Below are 17,662 nucleotides of genomic sequence, written 5' to 3'. Positions count from 1 at the left end.
CCGACGGTGGCGGTCTGGATCAGGTCGTCGGTGGGTTCGCCGCGGCCCGAGTAGCGGTGGGCCAGGTGGCGTGCGAGCGGCAGCCAGGCCTCGATCGTGCGGGCGCGGACACGACCCCGGTCGCGATGCTCCGGCGGCAGGATGGCCAGGGCCCCGAGCAGGTCGGTTGCGCTGGCCCCCGGCACGGTGAGCGCGAAGTGCCCAGCACCGGGCGCGGAGTGAACAGAGTGCCCAGCACCGGGCGCGGGGTGGACAGAGTGCCCAGCACCGGGCGCGGGGTGGACAGAGCGGCTGGCACCGGGCGCGGCCGGTGCAGGGGGCGCGGTGGGTGTCTGAACCTCGATCGCTGACATCTCGTGGTCCTCCATCAGCGGGCAGAGAGCCGTGCCCGCACGCGGCGACCGTTCTGACTTGCAACGTTAGCCGAGAAGCCTAGTCGCGCATAGCCGAAAGTATGAGTGACATTGCGTGAACGAGGGAACTACGGATTGAATTCACTCCCCCGCGTCGGTCGAACGCCCTCGTATGGGGTGCCCGGGGCTCGTGGTAGACACCATGCCACGGCGTTTCTAGAGGAAGACGGGTAGAAGACGGATGACGACCCTCGGCATCGACATCGGCGGATCCGGAGTGAAGGGCGCACCGGTTGACACGGAGCGTGGCGAGCTGACCGCCGAGCGCTTCCGGGTGCCCACGCCGAAGCCCGCCGACGTGGACAGCGTCGTCGACGCGGTCGCCGAAGTGGCCGCGAAGTACGAGGGGTACGACCGGGTCGGCATCACCTTCCCCGGTGTGGTGGTCGACGGCGTGACCCGCTCGGCGGCGAACGTCGACAAGTCGTGGCTCAACGCGCCCGCCGCGAAACTGTTCAGCGAGCGCCTCGGCAAGCCGGTGACCGTGCTCAACGACGCGGACGCGGCCGGTGCCGCCGAGGTGGCGTTCGGGGCCGGGCGGGACCAGTCCGGGCTGATCATGATGCTGACCTTCGGGACGGGCATCGGTAGCGCGCTCTTCCTGGACGGCGTGCTGATCCCGAACACCGAGTTCGGGCATCTGGAGATCGACGGCCGGGACGCGGAACTGCTCGCCTCCGACCGGATCCGTGAGGCCGAGGACCTGAGCTGGGAGAAGTGGGCGCACCGGGTGCAGAAGTACCTGCGCCACGTCGAGATGCTGCTCGCACCCCGGCTGTTCATCGTCGGCGGCGGCGTGAGCAAGAAGTCGGAGAAGTTCTTCCCACTGCTCGACATCGGCACGCCGATCGTCGCCGCCACCCTGCTGAACGAGGCCGGCATCATCGGCGCCGCGGCCGCCGCGAGCCGGTCCGCCGACCGGGCCGTCTGATCGGCGGCTGTGCCAGGGTAGGGACCATGCCTCGCACCATTGCCACGAACACCATCGCCACGAACACCAGGGTCGAACGCGCCGAACTGGTCGAGTTCCTGCGCACCCGGCACCACGCGATCCTGCTCACCACCCGCAGGGACGGGCGGCCGCAGTCGTCGCCGAACACCTGCGGGGTGGACGCCGAGGGCCGGATCGTGATCTCCAGCTATCCGGAGCGCGCCAAGGTCGCCAACATCCGGCGGGATCCGCGGGTCTCGGTCACCGTGCTCTCGGACGAGTGGAACGGGCCCTGGGTGCAGGTCGACGGCGTCGCCGAGGTGATCGACCTGCCGGAGGCCGTGGAGCCGCTGGTGGAGTACTTCCGGGTCATCGCCGGGGAGCACTCGAACTGGGACGAGTACCGCCAGGCGATGCGCGACCAGGGCAAATGCCTGATCCGGATCACCCCGGAGAGCTGGGGCCCGATCGCCACCGGCGGCTTCCCCGCACGGCTGGCTGATCAGTAACGGACTCAGCAACGGACCGTGGAAAGGCCACAAGGCCGGCACCCCAGGAGGACTAGGGGTGCCGGCCTTGCGGTTCCAGCCCTCGTCACAGGGGGTCCGGTGCACTGTCCGGCGGGCGCGAGGACGCCCCAGCGCACCGAGCGACGAGGGATGGGTGGGGGGTCGGAGAAGAGAAGAGAGAACCAGAGAAGGGGATGAACGGGGTCAGGCGGCGACGGACTCGGACGGCTTCTCGGCGTCGAGCAGGTAGAGCAGGGTGTCGCGGTGCATGGCGGCGATCGGCTCCAGCAGGTCGGGGTGGCGCAGCAGCGCGGCGGCCTCCCGGTCGCGGGAGTCGGGCGCGAGCAGGCGGCGGAACTCGCTGGGCAGGCCGCCGGTGCGGCGGGCGTGCGGGCGCGGGCGCGGGTCCGGCACGATCGGCATCGCGGCGACGACCGCGTCCACCCCGCGACGGGCGAGCATCGGGTCGGCGAGCAGGCAGGCCGCCCAGCTGACCACGACCTCGTCGACCCAGGTACGCCAGCCCTCGCCCTCGGCGAACTCGTCCTCGGGCTCGCTGCCGGCCTTCCAGTCGAGGACCGCGGAGCCGCCCGGACCGGCGATCGCGACCAGCGCGGCGTCGATCTCGGTCGGGTAGCGGAGCCACGCGGCGACCGTGACGGCCTGGCGGGCCTGCAGTTCGGAGAGCGTGTGGGCGACCGTGTTGCTCTCGCCACCGGGGTAGGCGCGGGCCAGCCAGTGGGTGCTGGCGGCGATAACCGGGGACAGGGCGGTCGACGGTCCGGCCACGAGTTGCTCTCCTCCGTTAGGCGCAACCGGTGTTCCGGCGGCGTCACGGGTATTGCTCGGCTGCCGGGGTGGGTGTCTTGAGAACGGCGACCCGATGGCAACGCACGGCAACCGACCCACTACCAGGGACCCGTACTCAGAAAAAGCCTGTTGCCGGGAAGTGAAATTGCGACTCCGAGGCCCCTTCTGGCTGTGTCGCGGTGCGGGCGCTCCGGTAGGTTGAGCGCAGCGGCGATCGGCCGTTTCAAATTTTCCACTCCGGAGAAGTTCATAGGACTGTCGGCGGTGGGTTTTCCGGTCGCCGAGCCCTCCTGAGCCCCTCTGACTACGGTGGAGATCATGACCGGTCGCTTCCCCATCGAAGACGTGACGCCGGCCGTGTCCGGTGGCCGCTATCCCGCGAAGGCGGTGGTCGGCGAGCTGGTCCCGGTCTCCGCGGTGTCCTATCGCGAAGGACATCACGCGCTCGGCGTGAACGTGGTATGGCGCGGCCCCGACGGCGCGAGCATGCCGTTCACCCGGATGACTCCCGGCGAGCCCGGCCTGGACCAGTGGCACGCGGCGATCCGGCCCGACGAGGTGGGGCGCTGGACGTTCACGATCGAGGCGTTCGACGACCCGTACCGGACGTGGCGGGACGCCGTGGTCAAGAAGATCGGTGCCGGTCAGGGCGCCGAGGATCTGGCGAACGACCTGGCCGACGGCTCCGAGATCCTGGACCTGGCCACCAAGATCGTGCCATCCGAGGACGAGGAGCGGGTCCGCACGGCGGCCGCGGCCCTCCGCGACGAGCAGCTCTCCCTCTTCGCCCGGGTCACCCCGGCGCTGGATCTGGAGGAGCTGCTCTGGCACAACCCGGTGCGGAACCTGGTGACCACCACCCGTTCGTTCGCCATCTGGACCGACCGGAAGCGCGCCCTGTACTCCGCGTGGTACGAGTTCTTCCCGCGCTCCGAGGGCGCCGAGATCGGCCCGGACGCCACACCGATCAAACACGGCACCTTCCGTACGGCGGCCGAGCGCCTGCCCGCCGTCGCGGCGATGGGCTTCAACGTCATCTACCTGCCGCCGATCCACCCGATCGGCAAGATCAACCGCAAGGGGCGGAACAACACGCTCGTGGCCCGGCCGGAGGACGTCGGCTCGCCGTGGGCGATCGGCTCCGACGAGGGCGGGCACGACGCGATCCACCCCGAGCTGGGCACGCTCGACGACTTCGTGTACTTCCGCGAGCGTACCGAGGAACTGGGCATGGAAGTCGCTCTTGACCTTGCCCTTCAGGCCGCGCCGGATCATCCGTGGGTCAAGGAGCACCCGGAGTTCTTCACCACCAAGGCCGACGGCACCATCGCGTACGCCGAGAACCCGCCCAAGAAGTACCAGGACATCTACCCGATCAACTGGGACAACGACTACCGCACGCTGCGCGACGAGGTCTACCGCGTGGTCATGCACTGGGTGAACGCCGGCGTGAAGATCTTCCGGGTGGACAACCCGCACACCAAGGCGGTCAACTTCTGGCAGTGGCTGATCCCCAAGGTCAAGGAGACCCACCCGGACGTGCTCTTCCTCGCCGAGGCGTTCACCCGGCCGGCGATGATGAACGGGCTCGGCAAGATCGGCTTCACCCAGTCGTACACGTACTTCACCTGGCGCACGTCGGCCGCCGAGATGCGCGAGTACATGGGTCAGCTGATCGCCTCGCTGGACTGGATGCGCCCCAACTTCTGGCCGAACACCCCGGACATCCTGCACGAGACGCTGCAGCACGGCGGCCCGCCGATGTTCAAGATCCGTGCCACGCTGGCCGCGATGCTCACCCCGAGCTGGGGTCTCTACTCCGGGTACGAGCTCTTCGAGCACGTCCCGCGCCCCGGCGCCGAGGAGCTGCTCGACAACGAGAAGTACGAGCTGAAGCCCCGCGACTGGGCCGGCGCCGAGCGGGCCGGGCGGTCGCTGGCGCCGTACCTGACGAAGCTGAACCGCACCCGGGAGCAGAACCCGGCCCTGCACTGGCTCCGCAACCTGCGCTTCCACGGGATCGACAACGGCAACCTGCTCTGCTTCTCCAAGCGCGACCCGGAGACCGGCAACACGGTGCTGGTGATCGTCTCGTTCGACGCGGCCAACGTGCAGTGGGGCAACACCACGCTCGACATGCCGGCCCTCGGCTTCGACTGGCACGACCGCTTCACCGTGGTCGACCAGATCACCGGGGCGACGTACGAGTGGGGGCAGTACAACGCGGTCCGGATCGACCCGTACGTCGAGCCGGCGCACATCTTCGTGGTGCAGGCGGGGTAAGGGGACACCGATGGAGCAGAGCAGCGAGCACGATCCGGCGGAGGGAAGTCACACCGAGGGCGGTGTGGTCGAGCATCCGGACTCCGGCGACTTCGGTCATGCCCGGGTCCTCCCGGCGGACCGCACGTGGTTCCAGCGCGCGGTCTTCTACGAGGTGCTCGTCCGGGCCTTCTACGACTCGGGCTCGGACGGCGGCGGCGACCTGCGCGGCCTGATCGAGCGCCTCGACTACCTCCAATGGCTCGGCGTCGACTGCCTCTGGCTCCCCCCGTTCTACGACTCGCCGCTGCGCGACGGCGGGTACGACATCCGCGACTTCTACAAGGTGCTCCCCGAGTTCGGCACGGTCGACGACTTCGTGGCCCTGCTGGACGCGGCGCACAAGCGCGGCATCCGAGTGATCACCGACCTGGTGATGAACCACACGTCCGACTCGCACCCGTGGTTCCAGGCGTCCCGGCACGACCCGGACGGGCCGTACGGCGACTTCTACGTCTGGAACGACACCAGCGAGAAGTACCCGGACGCGCGGATCATCTTCGTCGACACCGAGGAGTCGAACTGGACGTTCGACCCGGTGCGGCGGCAGTTCTACTGGCACCGGTTCTTCTCGCACCAGCCGGATCTCAACTACGAGAACCCGAAGGTGCAGGAGGCCATGCTGGACGCCCTGCGGTTCTGGCTGGACCTGGGCATCGACGGGTTCCGGCTGGACGCGGTGCCGTACCTCTTCGAGGAGGCGGGCACCAACTGCGAGAACCTGCCGGCCACCCACGCGTTCCTCAAGCACTGCCGCAAGGTGATCGACGACGAGTACCCGGGCCGGGTGCTGCTGGCCGAGGCGAACCAGTGGCCCGCCGACGTGGTCGAGTACTTCGGGGATCCGAAGACCGGCGGCGACGAGTGCCACATGGCGTTCCACTTCCCGCTGATGCCGCGCATCTTCATGGCGGTCCGCCGCGAGTCCCGCTTCCCGATCTCGGAGATCCTGGCGCAGACGCCGGAGATCCCGGAGAACTGCCAGTGGGGCATCTTCCTGCGCAACCACGACGAGCTCACGCTCGAGATGGTCACCGACGAAGAGCGCGACTACATGTACTCCGAGTACGCCAAGGATCCGCGGATGAAGGCGAACGTCGGCATCCGGCGCCGGCTCGCCCCGCTGCTGGAGAACGACCGGAACCAGATCGAGCTCTTCACCGCGATGCTGCTCTCGCTGCCCGGCTCGCCGGTGCTGTACTACGGCGACGAGATCGGGATGGGCGACAACATCTGGCTCGGCGACCGGGACGGCGTACGCACCCCGATGCAGTGGACGCCGGACCGCAACGCCGGGTTCTCCACCGCCACGCCCGGCCGGCTCTACCTGCCGGTCAACCAGGACCCGGTCTACGGCTACCAGGCGGTCAACGTGGAGGCCCAGCGGGACAGCGCGACGTCCCTGCTGAACTGGACCCGGACCATGCTCGCGGTCCGCCGCCGGCACGAGGCGTTCGCCGTCGGCACCTTCCGTGAGCTGGGCGGCTCCAACCCCTCGGTGCTGGCCTACCTGCGCGAGTACGGCGACGACGTGGTGCTCTGCGTGAACAACCTGTCGCGGTTCCCCCAGCCGATCGAGCTGAATCTCCAGCACTGGAACGGGTACACCCCGGTGGAGCTGACCGGTCACGTCAACTTCCCGCGGATCGGCCAGCTCCCGTACCTCCTGACCCTTCCGGGACACGGCTTCTACTGGTTCCAGTTGTGCGGGTCCGAGGAGAAGCAATGACGCTGCCCTACGCCGAGTGGATCCCCAACCAGCGCTGGTACGCGGGCCGCAGCCGGGTGCTCGCCTCGATCAAGGAGGCGGCCGCCACCCCGCTCGGCGGCGACCTGGAGCTCGTGCTGCTCGACGTCGAGTACACCGACGGCAGCTCGGAGCGGTACCAGATCGTGGTCGGCTACGGCGCCGGGCCGTACCCGGACTACGCCGCGGTCGCCACTATCGGCGCCGACGAGAAGGGCCGGGCCGGGTACGACGCGCTCTACGACCCGGAGGCGGCCCGGCACCTGCTGCGGCTGATCGACCGTTCGGAGCCGGTCGAGGACCTCACCTTCGAGAAGGAGCCCGGCGTCACGCTGCCGCTGGACCGGTGGCCGCGGGTCTTCGACGCCGAGCAGTCCAACACCAGCGTGATCTTCGAAGAGGACGCGATCCTCAAGGTGTTCCGGCGGGTGACCTGCGGGATCAACCCGGACATCGAGCTGAACCGGGTGCTCGCACGGGCCGGGAACCCGCACGTGGCCCGGCTGCTCGGATCGTTCGGCGTCGCAGACGACGGCGGGCAGTGCTCGCTCGGCATGGTCACCGCGTACGCGGCGAACTCGGCCGAGGGCTGGGCGATGGCCACCGCCTCGGCGCGGGACCTCTTCGCCGACGCGGAGCTGCGCGCCGACCAGGTGGGCGGGGACTTCCAGGGCGAGTCGTACCGGCTCGGCGAGGCGGTCGCCTCGGTGCACCGGACGCTCGCCGAGGAGCTCGGGTCCGGGCCGGCACCGTTCCCGCTGGACGCCATGCTGGCCCGGCTGCGGACCGCCGCCACCGCGGTGCCCGAGCTGGAACAGTACCTCCCGGCGATCACCGACCGGTTCACCGGGCTCACCGGGGAGCAGGTGACCGTCCAGCGGGTCCACGGCGATCTGCACCTCGGACAGGTGTTGCGTACGCCGGAGAGCTGGCTCCTGATCGATTTCGAGGGCGAACCGGGCCAGCCCCTCGACGAGCGGCGGCTGCCGGACTCGCCCCTGCGCGACGTCGCCGGCGTGCTGCGATCCTATGAGTACGCCGCCTACCAGCTCCTCGTCGACTCCGACGAGGACGAGCATCTGGCGGCGCGCGCCCGGGAGTGGGTGGACCGCAACCGGGCGGCGTTCTGCGACGGGTACGCCCACGCGGCCGGCCTCGACCCGCGCGGGCAGGGTGCGCTGCTGGCGGCGTACGAACTGGACAAGGCGGTCTACGAGGCCGCGTACGAAGCCCGGCACCGCCCGGGGTGGATGCGGATCCCCCTCCGCTCCATCGCCCGGCTGGTCGGCTGACCCCCCTTTTGTGAAGGACGAAGCGACGATGATCGGGCACACCACCTCTCGCCTGGCGGCCGACCAGCGGGCCATGAACAGCGTGATCGCCGGGGACACCCACGATCCGCACGCCGTCCTGGGCGCGCACCCGGGCGGCGGGCACACCGTCATCCGGACGCTGCGCAAAGGTTCGGAGAAGGTCGCCGTCCTCGCCGACGGGGAACGCCACGAGATGACCAGGGTGCACCCGGACGGGATCTTCGCGGCCGAGCTGCCCGGTACCGTCCTCGACTACCGCCTCGACGTGGACGGGACGCAGTGCGACGACCCGTACCGGCACCCGCCCACCCTGGGCGAACTGGACCTGCACCTGATCGGCGAGGGCCGGCACGAGAAGCTCTGGAAGGTGCTGGGCGCGCAGCCGCGCGGCACCGGGGTGGCGTTCGCGGTCTGGGCGCCGGGCGCCCGCGGCGTCCAGGTGGTCGGTGACTTCACCGGCTGGGGACCGTACGACGGGTGGCCGATGCGCTCGCTCGGGTCCAGCGGCGTGTGGGAGCTGCACATCCCGTCGGCGCACCTCGGCTCCAAGTACAAGTACAAGATCCTCGGAAGGGACGGGGTGTGGCGCGAGCACGCCGACCCGCTCGCCCAGCACACCGAGGTGCCGCCGGCCACCGCGTCGGTCGTCTACCAGTCGTCGTACCAGTGGCACGACGAGCAGTGGATGCGCGACCGGGCCCGCAAGTCCTGGCACCAGGAGCCGATCAGCACGTACGAGGTGCACCTGGGCTCGTGGCGGCCCGGCCTCTCCTACACCGAGCTCGCCTCGCAACTGGTGGAGTACGTCGTCGAGACCGGGTTCACCCACGTCGAGCTGATGCCGGTGATGGAGCACCCGTTCGGCGGCTCGTGGGGCTACCAGGTCACCGGCTACTTCGCCCCGACCTCACGGTTCGGCACCCCGGACGAGTTCCGGCACGTGGTCGACAGCCTGCACCAGGCCGGCATCGGCGTGATCCTGGACTGGGTGCCCGCCCACTTCCCCAAGGACGAGTGGGCCCTGGCCCGCTTCGACGGCACCCCGCTCTACGAGCACGGCGACTGGCGGCGCGGCGAACACCCCGACTGGGGTACGTACGTCTTCGACTTCGGCCGCCGTGAGGTGCGCAACTTCCTGGTCGCCAACGCGCTCTACTGGTGCGAGGAGTTCCACGCCGACGGCCTGCGCGTCGACGCCGTCGCCTCGATGCTCTACCTGGACTACTCCCGCAAGGACGGCGAGTGGACGCCGAACCAGTACGGCGGCCGGGAGAACCTCGACGCGATCAGCTTCCTGCAGGAGATGAACGCGACCGTCTACAAGAACCACCCCGGCGTGGTCACCATCGCCGAGGAGTCCACCGCGTGGCCCGGCGTCACCCGCCCCACCCACCTGGGCGGCCTCGGCTTCGGCTTCAAGTGGAACATGGGCTGGATGAACGACACCCTGACCTACATGGTCAAGGAGCCGATCCACCGGCAGTGGCACCACCACCAGATGACCTTCGCGACGGTGTACGCCTGGAGCGAGAACTACGTCCTGCCGATCAGCCACGACGAGGTCGTACACGGCAAGGGGTCGTTGACCGGGAAGATGCCCGGCGACCTCTGGCAGAAGCTGGCCAACACCCGCGCGCTGCTCGGCTTCATGTGGGCGTTCACCGGCAAGCAGCTGCTCTTCATGGGCGCCGAGATGGGCGACCTGCGCGAGTGGAGCGAGGAGCGCGGCCTGGACTGGGATCTGCTCCAGGACCCGCAGTTCGGCGGGATCAAGGGCCTGGTCGGCGACCTGAACCGGGTCTACCGCGAGACCCCGGCGATCTGGACCCAGGACACCGGCCCGTCCGGCTTCCGCTGGATCACCAGCGACGACTCCCACCACAACACGTTCTCGTTCGTCCGCTTCGCCCCGGACGGCTCCGCCCTCGCCTGCGTGGTCAACTTCGCCGCCGTCCCGCACGAGAACTACCGCATCGGCCTCCCCCGCGCCGGCCGCTGGACCGAGGTCATCAACACCGACAGCGAGCTCTACGGCGGCTCCGGCGTCGGCAACATGGGCACCGTCCACGCCGACCACATCCCCTGGCACGGCTTCGACGCCTCGGCGGCGCTCCGGGTCCCCCCTCTCGCCGCCCTCTGGCTCAAGCTCGAGTCCTGACACCCCCGGGGACGGACCTCACCCGGTCCGTCCCCCATCATGCGTGGGTGGAGATCTCTCCGGCTCAGCGCCGGCTTCTTTCTTCCGGGGTACGCGAGTGGCTGCTCCCCACACGCCGGCCGGAGGGTGCCCGGCTGCTCGGCACCGGCGACGTCCCGGCGTGGGCCCGGCGCGTGGCCGACGCCCTCGACGCGGGCGAGGACCTGCCCGCGGCGGACTGGCCGCGCGCCCTGCTCGCCACCGAACTGGCGTTCGCGAGCAGCAGCCTCGGTTTCGCCATCGACTGGCCCGACGACACCGGCTACCCCGACCTGGCCGCCATCCGGGTACTGCGCGAGATCCAGGAGCAGTTCCACTACGACCGTCCCCCGGCCACCCCGCACGAGCCCGCGTGGACCCCGATGCCCGACGGCGAGGACGACGAGATCTGGCGACGTTTCCAGGCCCGTTTCGCGTTCCGCCCCGGCATGCGCTCATTCCCCGCGATCGACGAGCCCACCCCGTCGGTCACCTTCGACCTCGCCGCGATCCACCAGCGCCCCGCCCGCTCCACTGCCGCCCACGACGCCCGCACCGACCTCCTGAACGCGTCCGCCCTGACCGCTTTCACGGAGATCCTCCCCGACGGCACCCGGCTGGCCGCCCTCGACTGGCAACACCGGTGCTATTGGTTCCGCCCCGACGTGCAGGCCCGTAGCGGCGGCCCGTGGCGGCTGAGCCCCTGTCCCGACGGCGACTACTACGTCTTCCTCACCGAGGACCTCACCTGCGGCACGTTCGGCCACCCGTGGGAGCAGACCCTCTGCATCTTCGGCGAGCCCCTGGTGACCGCCCTGACCCCGCTCCTGGCCCCGTGGCTCCCGATCAAGCGCTCCTCGCCGCCGTCTCAGGAGCGCGCCGTCCACTCCTCCGCGAGCAGCCCGTAGAGCAGGTCGTCGGTCCACTCGCCCTTGATGAACGTCTGCTGCCGCAGCAGCCCCTCGCGCTGAAATCCCAGCCGCTCCATCAGCCCCGCCGACCGCACATTCCGGGCATCACACTCCCCGGTCACCTTGTGCAGCCCTTGCAGCCGGAACAGCCGATCGAGCACGGCCCCCACCGCTTCAGAGGCAAAACCCTTTTTCTGGTACGCCGCCGCCAGAGTGAACCCGATCTCCGCCTGCTGGAGGTTCTCGTGCAGCCGCACCGCGACGTCCCCGATCAGCACACGCTCTTCCGCGTGCTCCACGGCGTACTGGAACCACCCGGCCTTGTCGGGCGAGCTGGCCGCGAAGTTCCGGACCGCGACCACCGCTTTCTCCACCGGATAGGGCGCCTCCCACGACTGATACCGCGCCACGTCCGGATCCGACCGGTACTCACTGAGCACGCTCGCATCCGACGCCCGGAACCGCCGCAGAACCAGCCTTTCGGTACCCATCAACACCCGCCGAGAATACGACCCGATTCCCGGGGGCGACATCGCCCCTCGTAAGGATGATTCGTGAGGCGTTTGCCCGACAGGTGGCATACCTCCGGTGGACAAGGAAGGCGCTTCCCCATCGGTACGATAAAAGTATGACCGTGAAGCTCAGTATCAGCGTCCCCGACGATGTCGCCGCCTATCTGCAGAGCTCCGGGAACGCCTCCGCCGCGGTGACCGAGGCGGTCCGCCGGGTCCTTCCCGAGACCCGGCGTGCCCGTCAGCGGGAGGCGGCGCAGGCATATGGGGAGTTCCTCCGCAAGCGCACTCCCGAGCAGGTCGAAACCGACCGCCTGTTCATCGAGGCGAGCAACGACATTGCCTTACGGGACAGCGCGTGGTGAGGCGGGGACAGATCTGGACACTGCTCCGCGGCGGCTCCCAGCATCGAGTGCTGGTGATCAGCAACGACGAGTTCAACGCCGTCGAGGAGCTGGCCGCCTGGGCGCTCAGCGTCGTCCGGGAGGTTCCTCATCCCAACCATCTCGCGGTCATGCTCGGCCCGGGCGATCCGTTGAGCGGCGCCCACGTCCGCATCCACGGCGTGGTCCAGATCCTCGACCGCTCGGCTCTGCGCGACAACCACGGCTACGTCTCACACACCACGATGGCCGCCGTCGAGGAGTCCGTCCGCGACTTCCTCGATCTCCCCTGACGGCGTACGAAAAAGGTCCCGACCGGAGCCGGGACCTTTGACGGAGAAGGCTCAGTCGCGGGTGAGACCGGCCCGGCGGAGAGCGTCCGCCATCGCGTCGTTGCCGAACGAAGGCTGACCACCACGCTGGCCGCCGCCCTGACGGCCAGCCTGACCGCCCTGGCCCTGGCGACCGCCGCCCTGACCACCACGCTGGCCGCCGCCGCCCTGACGGGGCTGGCCACCCTGGCCACCGCCGCCTTGACGGCCGCCGCCACCCTGACCACGGCCACCGCCGCCGCCCTGGCCGCCGCGGTCCTCGCGCGGGCCCCGGCCCCGGGACGGCTCGTCGGAGAGGCGCATGGTGAGGGAGATGCGCTTGCGGACCTCGTCGACCTCCAGGACGCGGACCTTGACCACGTCGCCGGACTTGACCACCTCGCGCGGGTCCTGGACGAACTTCTCGGAGAGCGCCGAGACGTGCACCAGCCCGTCCTGGTGGACGCCGATGTCGACGAACGCGCCGAACGCCGCCACGTTGGTGACCACGCCCTCCAGGACCATGCCCGGCTTGAGGTGGGCGATCTTCTCGACGCCCTCGGCGAAGGTGGCCGTGGTGAAGGCCGGGCGCGGGTCGCGGCCGGGCTTCTCCAGCTCCTTCAGGATGTCGGTGACGGTCGGCAGGCCGACGGTGTCGGTGACGAACTTCTCCGGGCGGATGGCGCGCAGGATCGGGCTGTTACCGATCACCGTCCGCAGGTCGGCGCCCGCGTCGGCCAGGATCGTCCGGACCACCGGGTACGACTCCGGGTGCACGCTGGAGGAGTCGAGCGGGTCCTCGCCGTCGCGGATCCGCAGGAAGCCGGCGCACTGCTCGAACGCCTTCGGGCCGAGCCGGGAGACCTTCTTGATCTCCTGGCGGTTGGTGAACGGGCCGTTCTCGTCGCGGTGCAGCACGATGTTCTCGGCCAGTCCGGCGGTGATGCCGGAGACCCGGGTGAGCAGCGGCGCGGAGGCGGTGTTGACGTCCACGCCGACGCCGTTCACGCAGTCCTCGACCACCGCGTCGAGCGAGCGGGCCAGCTTCACCTCGGAGATGTCGTGCTGGTACTGGCCGACGCCGATCGACTTGGGGTCGATCTTGACGAGCTCGGCGAGCGGGTCCTGCAGGCGGCGCGCGATCGAGACCGCCCCGCGCAGCGAGACGTCCATGCCGGGCAGTTCCTGACTGGCGTACGCCGAGGCGGAGTAGACCGACGCACCCGCCTCGGAGACCATCACCTTGGTCAGCTTCGCCTCGGGGTGCCGTTTGATCAGGTCGGCGGCGAGCCGGTCGGTCTCCCGGGACGCGGTGCCGTTACCGATCGCGATCAGCTCGACGTTGTGCTTGGAGGCGAGCGCGGCCAGCCGGTGGATCGACTCGTCCCACTTGTTCTGCGGCACGTGCGGGTAGATCGTGTCGGTGGCGACCGCCTTGCCGGTCGCGTCGATCACCGCCACCTTGACGCCGGTGCGGAAGCCGGGGTCCAGGCCCATCGTGGTGCGGGTGCCGGCCGGCGCGGCGAGCAGCAGGTCGCGCAGGTTCGCGGCGAAGACCCGGACCGCCTCGTCCTCGGCCGCCTCACGCAGCCGCAGCCGCAGGTCGGCGCCGAGGTGGATGAGCACCCGGGTACGCCAGGCCCAGCGGACCGTGTCGAGCAGCCAGCGGTCACCGGGGCGCCCGTGGTCGGTGATGCCGTTGCGCCCGGCGATGCGCCCCTCGAAGTAGCCCTCGTCCTCCTCCGGGTGCGGCTCCATGGTGAGGTCGAGGACCTCCTCCTTCTCACCGCGGAGCATGGCCAGGATGCGGTGCGAGGGGAGCTTCGCGTACGGCTCCGCGAAGTCGAAGTAGTCGGCGAACTTCGCGCCGTCGGTCTGCTTGCCGTCGCGTACCTTGGCCACCAGACGGCCCCGGGTCCACATCTGCTCCCGGAGGTCACCGATCAGGTCGGCGTCCTCGGCGAACCGCTCGATCAGGATCGCCCGCGCCCCGTCCAGTGCCGCCTGCGCGTCGGCGACGCCCTTCTCCGCGTCCACGAAGGCCGCTGCGGCCGCTTTGGGGTCGACGGTGGGGTCGCCCAGCAGTCCGTCGGCGAGCGGCTCCAGGCCGGCCTCACGGGCGATCTGCGCCTTGGTCCGCCGCTTCGGCTTGTAGGGCAGGTAGATGTCCTCCAGCCGGGCCTTGGTGTCGGCCTCGAGGATCTGCTGCTCCAGGGCGTCGTCCAGCTTGCCCTGGGAGCGGATCGACTCCAGCACCGCGGCGCGCCGGTCCTCCAGCTCCCGCAGGTAGCCCAGGCGCTCCTCGAGCGTGCGCAGCTGGGCGTCGTCGAGGGTGCCGGTCACCTCCTTGCGGTAGCGGGCGATGAACGGCACCGTGGCCCCGCCGTCGAGCAGCTCGACCGCCGCGGTGACCTGGCCTTCGCGGACCCCGAGTTCGGAGGCAATGCGCTGATGGATCGCTGTCGTCACGACGACGATTGTTACCGAGGCCGTGGCAGCTTGTCGCGCCGCCCCGCAGACAGCCCCCCGGATGATGCCTCCGGCCTGCGGTGATGCCAAATTTCCTGACACGGGTCGTCCGAGGGGGCACGTTTACTAGAGACAACCCAGGAGGGCTTTGGCATTGTTGCTACATGACGCTTGCTGTCCGGGCGGTCGCCGCCACTGATCAGGGCCTGGTCCGGTCCAACAACGAGGACGCTGTCTTCGTCGGCAATCGCCTCTTCGTGGTCGCGGACGGCATGGGCGGTTTACCGGCCGGTGAGCTGGCCAGTGACATCCTGGTGCAGGCACTCGGCGAGGTCGACCTGAAGCCGGACACCGGAGAGCCGTTGCAGGATCTGATCGACGCGCTCCAGGTCGCCAACAAACAGATCGAGAAGGCCGTCTCCGACGACGACGCCCGCGAGGGCATGGGCACCACGGTCACCGCGCTGCTCCTCTCGGGTGACCGCCTGGCCGCCCTCAACGTCGGCGACTCCCGCTGCTACCTGCTGCGCGACGGCGAGTTCACCCAGCTGACCCGGGACGACACGTATGTGCAGGCGCTGGTCGACCAGGGGGTGCTGACCCCCGACGACGCCCGCCGCCACCCGCAGCGCGCGCTGGTCACCCAGGCGGTCCAGGGCGGCTCGTTCCGCCCGGCCGGCCGGATGATCCCGGTCCGGGTCGGCGACCGTTACCTGCTCTGCAGCGACGGCCTCTCCGACTACGTGGAGGACGGGGTGATCGCCCAGACGCTGCGCGACCACGCCGACCGCAAGACCTGCGCCGCCGAGCTGGTCAACCGCACGCTGGAGAACGGCGCCCCGGACAACGTCACGGTCATCGTCGCCGACGTCGTCGAATCCTGAGAACCTCTTCCGGTACGCCCGCGGCGCGCTCCGGGCGTACCGGAAAGGTCTTCAGCGCCAGATCTTGATGTCGGTGAAGGCGACCTCGTAGGGACCCTTCTCCGGGGCGTCGCGCTCGTTGAAGACGCCGAGCACGATCCGGCCGCCGGTGAAGGTGGGCTCGGTGAGCTCCGCGGTGCCGATCGGCGCGCCCTCCCGGAGGATCTCCACGGTGTTCCCGGCGACCCGCAGTCCGATCCGGGTCGGCGCGGCGTCCAGGGCGATCGGGTCGGCGAGCACGAAGGTGCGCAGCACGGTGATGGTGCCGTCCCGGCGGTGGATGCCGACGTAGACGTTGCGCTCGCAGACCCGGGCCTGGTAACCACGCAGGTCCTGGAAGCGGAACCAGATCGCGGCACAGCTGTCCGGGGTGACCAGCCGGACGCCGACCTCGGCGGAGAGGTCCGCGGGCATCTGGTCGAGCGGCCCGTTGCAGCGGTAGGTGCCGCTGGTCCCGCGGCGGGCGATCAGCGCGCCGTCGAAGGCGCAGCTGGCCTTCTCGCTCGCCTGCTCGCTCGGGATCCAGAGGGACTTCTGCCGGAGGCCGTCCTCGATCAGCACCTCGGCCGGGGAGGAGGAGACGCCGGGCGCGGGCGCCGCCCCGCTCTCCTGGCCGGTGCTCATCACGGCGAGGAGCACGCCCGCGGCCACGGCCACCACCGCGACCAGCGCCGCGGCCGGGACCCAGCGGCGCCGGCGCCGGGCCGGGAGCACCGGCACCGGCGGCGGGGCGCCCTTGGTGGTCTCCGAGATCGGGACCGTGATGATCGAGTTCTCGTCGTAGCCGACCAGGCCGGGCGGGATGTCCAGGGTGGGCGCGTACCCGGTGACGGCCTGCGCCTCGACCGCCGCGGCGCGCAGGTCGGGCTGCTTGGCGAACGCGGCGGCGGTGGCGGCGGCCGGGCGGGGCCCGGAGATCAGCAGGTCGAGCAGCTCGCGGGAGCTGGGCCGGTTGGCCGGGTCCTTCTCCAGCGCGTGCGCGACCAGGTCGCGCAGCGGCGCGGAGAGGCCGTCCAGGCGCGGCGGCTGGGTGAGGATCCGGGCCGCGGTGGCCGGCGGCGAGTCGGCGTTGAAGGGGGTACGGCCGGTGCCCGCGTACGCCACCACGCTCCCCCACGCGAACACGTCCGCCGCGGGCGTCACCGGGGTGTCCCCCTCGGTGCTGAAGCGCTCCGGGGCCATGTAGGCCACCGTGCCGACCATCTGATCGGTCCGGGTGTTCGCGCTCGTCGCCTCCATGGCCCGGGCGATCCCGAAATCGATCACCTTGGGGCTGCCCGGCGCGAGCAGCACGTTGCGCGGTTTGAGGTCGCGATGGATCACTCCGGCACCGTGGATCGCGGTCAGCGCGGTGGCCACCCCGATCGCCACGCCGTGCAGGTTCGAGGCGGTCAGCGGCCCCTTCTCCTCGACCACCTTGGCCAGGGTCGGACCGTCCACGAACTCCACCACGAGGTACGGGTGCTCGTGGTCGGGATCGGCGTCCAGCACCTCGGCCGTACAGAAGGGCGGAACCTGCCGTGCCCGGTCGACCTCGGAGCGGAACCGCCGGCGGAACTCGTCGTCGTGGGCCAGGTCGGCGCGCACCATCTTGACCGCGACCAGCACACCGCTTCCGGTACGGGCCAGATAGACCGTGCCCATGCCGCCCTCGCCGAGCCGCCCGATCAACTCGTAGTCACCGAGTCTGCTCGGGTCGGCCGGCCGCAGCGGCTGTCCGTGCGCGCCCGGCTCCGTGCTGTCGCCCATTGTCCTCGCCGCCCCTTGGACCGCCCCCGCGGCCGCCTTCCTTTCGCCGGAGGCACTGTATCGGGCGGCGTGATCGCGTACGGACCCTAGGGGGCCGGGATCCGGGCTTCCTCGGGGCGTCTCCGGATGGGAAGGCTGGCATCGGGGTATCACCATGGAGTCGTCACCATTTGACGCAGGGGA

General features: G+C 70.2%; 15 protein-coding genes. 10 read left to right on the top strand and 5 right to left on the bottom strand.

Annotated elements, in window-relative coordinates:
* A partial coding sequence (locus AB0M08_RS36700; protein ID WP_364503912.1) for a sigma factor occupies window positions 1-185 on the bottom strand: 185 nt, incomplete at its 3' end.
* A 409-nt stretch (window positions 186-594) separates the two neighbouring features.
* Between AB0M08_RS36700 and ppgK the strand changes: the two genes are divergently transcribed.
* Together ppgK and AB0M08_RS36690 are read left to right on the top strand one after the other, a co-directional pair.
* Window positions 595-1,344, top strand: coding sequence for a polyphosphate--glucose phosphotransferase (gene ppgK / locus AB0M08_RS36695; RefSeq protein WP_364503909.1), 750 nt, complete (start codon window positions 595-597; stop codon window positions 1,342-1,344).
* 26 nt (window positions 1,345-1,370) lie between these two features.
* The gene (locus tag AB0M08_RS36690; RefSeq protein WP_364503906.1) at window positions 1,371-1,853 is read left to right on the top strand and encodes a PPOX class F420-dependent oxidoreductase; all 483 of its coding nucleotides are present in this window, start codon (window positions 1,371-1,373) and stop codon (window positions 1,851-1,853) included.
* 204 nt (window positions 1,854-2,057) lie between these two features.
* Here AB0M08_RS36690 and AB0M08_RS36685 read toward each other — a convergent pair whose 3' ends face one another.
* A complete protein-coding gene (locus tag AB0M08_RS36685) occupies window positions 2,058-2,642 on the bottom strand; it encodes a hypothetical protein (RefSeq protein ID WP_364503903.1) in 585 nt (194 codons plus the stop codon).
* Window positions 2,643-2,981: 339 nt separating this feature from the next.
* Here AB0M08_RS36685 and AB0M08_RS36680 point away from each other — a divergent pair, with 339 nt between their 5' ends.
* The 5 genes from AB0M08_RS36680 to AB0M08_RS36660 all read left to right on the top strand — a co-directional run bounded on the left by AB0M08_RS36680 (window position 2,982) and on the right by AB0M08_RS36660 (window position 11,129).
* The gene (locus tag AB0M08_RS36680) at window positions 2,982-4,946 is read left to right on the top strand and encodes an alpha-1,4-glucan--maltose-1-phosphate maltosyltransferase (RefSeq protein WP_364503900.1); all 1,965 of its coding nucleotides are present in this window, start codon (window positions 2,982-2,984) and stop codon (window positions 4,944-4,946) included.
* 10 nt (window positions 4,947-4,956) lie between these two features.
* Entirely contained in the window at window positions 4,957-6,714 is a 1,758-nt protein-coding gene (gene treS, locus AB0M08_RS36675; protein WP_364503897.1) for a maltose alpha-D-glucosyltransferase, read from the top strand.
* The gene (locus tag AB0M08_RS36670) at window positions 6,711-8,024 is read left to right on the top strand and encodes a maltokinase (protein WP_364503894.1); all 1,314 of its coding nucleotides are present in this window, start codon (window positions 6,711-6,713) and stop codon (window positions 8,022-8,024) included. Before treS ends, AB0M08_RS36670 begins: the two co-directional genes overlap by 4 nt.
* A 73-nt stretch (window positions 8,025-8,097) precedes the next feature.
* Window positions 8,098-10,203, top strand: a complete 2,106-nt coding sequence (glgB, locus tag AB0M08_RS36665) for a 1,4-alpha-glucan branching protein GlgB (RefSeq protein WP_364503924.1) — start codon at window positions 8,098-8,100, stop codon at window positions 10,201-10,203.
* A 47-nt stretch (window positions 10,204-10,250) separates the two neighbouring features.
* On the top strand, window positions 10,251-11,129 hold the full coding sequence (locus AB0M08_RS36660) for a DUF2716 domain-containing protein (protein ID WP_364503891.1): 879 nt from the start codon (window positions 10,251-10,253) through the stop codon (window positions 11,127-11,129).
* On the opposite strand, the gene AB0M08_RS36655 is transcribed toward AB0M08_RS36660, so the two are convergent.
* Window positions 11,090-11,623: a GNAT family protein gene (locus AB0M08_RS36655; protein WP_364503921.1), complete on the bottom strand. Its 534-nt coding sequence runs from the start codon at window positions 11,621-11,623 to the stop codon at window positions 11,090-11,092. The genes AB0M08_RS36660 and AB0M08_RS36655 overlap by 40 nt on opposite strands.
* Window positions 11,624-11,760: 137 nt before the next feature.
* Here AB0M08_RS36655 and AB0M08_RS36650 point away from each other — a divergent pair, with 137 nt between their 5' ends.
* Both AB0M08_RS36650 and AB0M08_RS36645 read left to right on the top strand, forming a co-directional pair.
* Window positions 11,761-12,009, top strand: coding sequence for a hypothetical protein (locus AB0M08_RS36650; RefSeq protein ID WP_364503888.1), 249 nt, complete (start codon window positions 11,761-11,763; stop codon window positions 12,007-12,009).
* Window positions 12,003-12,320 (top strand): type II toxin-antitoxin system PemK/MazF family toxin, encoded by a 318-nt coding sequence (locus AB0M08_RS36645; RefSeq protein WP_364503885.1) that lies wholly within the window; start codon window positions 12,003-12,005, stop codon window positions 12,318-12,320. Before AB0M08_RS36650 ends, AB0M08_RS36645 begins: the two co-directional genes overlap by 7 nt.
* Window positions 12,321-12,371: 51 nt before the next feature.
* Here AB0M08_RS36645 and AB0M08_RS36640 read toward each other — a convergent pair whose 3' ends face one another.
* On the bottom strand, window positions 12,372-14,807 hold the full coding sequence (locus AB0M08_RS36640) for a Tex family protein (RefSeq protein WP_364503882.1): 2,436 nt from the start codon (window positions 14,805-14,807) through the stop codon (window positions 12,372-12,374).
* Between the two features lie 164 nt (window positions 14,808-14,971).
* Between AB0M08_RS36640 and AB0M08_RS36635 the strand changes: the two genes are divergently transcribed.
* Complete coding sequence (locus tag AB0M08_RS36635; RefSeq protein WP_364503879.1) at window positions 14,972-15,691, top strand: protein phosphatase 2C domain-containing protein; 720 nt, start codon at window positions 14,972-14,974, stop codon at window positions 15,689-15,691.
* Window positions 15,692-15,742: 51 nt separating this feature from the next.
* Here AB0M08_RS36635 and AB0M08_RS36630 read toward each other — a convergent pair whose 3' ends face one another.
* On the bottom strand, window positions 15,743-17,479 hold the full coding sequence (locus AB0M08_RS36630; RefSeq protein ID WP_364503876.1) for a serine/threonine-protein kinase: 1,737 nt from the start codon (window positions 17,477-17,479) through the stop codon (window positions 15,743-15,745).
* Window positions 17,480-17,662 lie beyond the last annotated feature (183 nt).

Source organism: Actinoplanes sp. NPDC051851 (assembly GCF_040681165.1).
Taxonomy (GTDB): domain Bacteria; phylum Actinomycetota; class Actinomycetes; order Mycobacteriales; family Micromonosporaceae; genus Actinoplanes.
This window is presented reverse-complemented; position numbering and strand designations above follow the sequence as displayed.

Bases quoted from the DNA above. Each gene is read 5' to 3' on its own strand.
- ppgK (WP_364503909.1), top strand. From the start codon at position 595: ATGACGACCCTCGGCATCGACATCGGCGGATCCGGAGTGAAGGGCGCA.
- AB0M08_RS36690 (WP_364503906.1), top strand. From the start codon at position 1,371: ATGCCTCGCACCATTGCCACGAACACCATCGCCACGAACACCAGGGTC.
- AB0M08_RS36680 (WP_364503900.1), top strand. From the start codon at position 2,982: ATGACCGGTCGCTTCCCCATCGAAGACGTGACGCCGGCCGTGTCCGGT.
- treS (WP_364503897.1), top strand. From the start codon at position 4,957: ATGGAGCAGAGCAGCGAGCACGATCCGGCGGAGGGAAGTCACACCGAG.
- AB0M08_RS36670 (WP_364503894.1), top strand. From the start codon at position 6,711: ATGACGCTGCCCTACGCCGAGTGGATCCCCAACCAGCGCTGGTACGCG.
- glgB (WP_364503924.1), top strand. From the start codon at position 8,098: ATGAACAGCGTGATCGCCGGGGACACCCACGATCCGCACGCCGTCCTG.
- AB0M08_RS36655 (WP_364503921.1), bottom strand. From the start codon at position 11,623: ATGGGTACCGAAAGGCTGGTTCTGCGGCGGTTCCGGGCGTCGGATGCG.
- AB0M08_RS36650 (WP_364503888.1), top strand. From the start codon at position 11,761: ATGACCGTGAAGCTCAGTATCAGCGTCCCCGACGATGTCGCCGCCTAT.
- AB0M08_RS36635 (WP_364503879.1), top strand. From the start codon at position 14,972: ATGACGCTTGCTGTCCGGGCGGTCGCCGCCACTGATCAGGGCCTGGTC.
- AB0M08_RS36630 (WP_364503876.1), bottom strand. From the start codon at position 17,479: ATGGGCGACAGCACGGAGCCGGGCGCGCACGGACAGCCGCTGCGGCCG.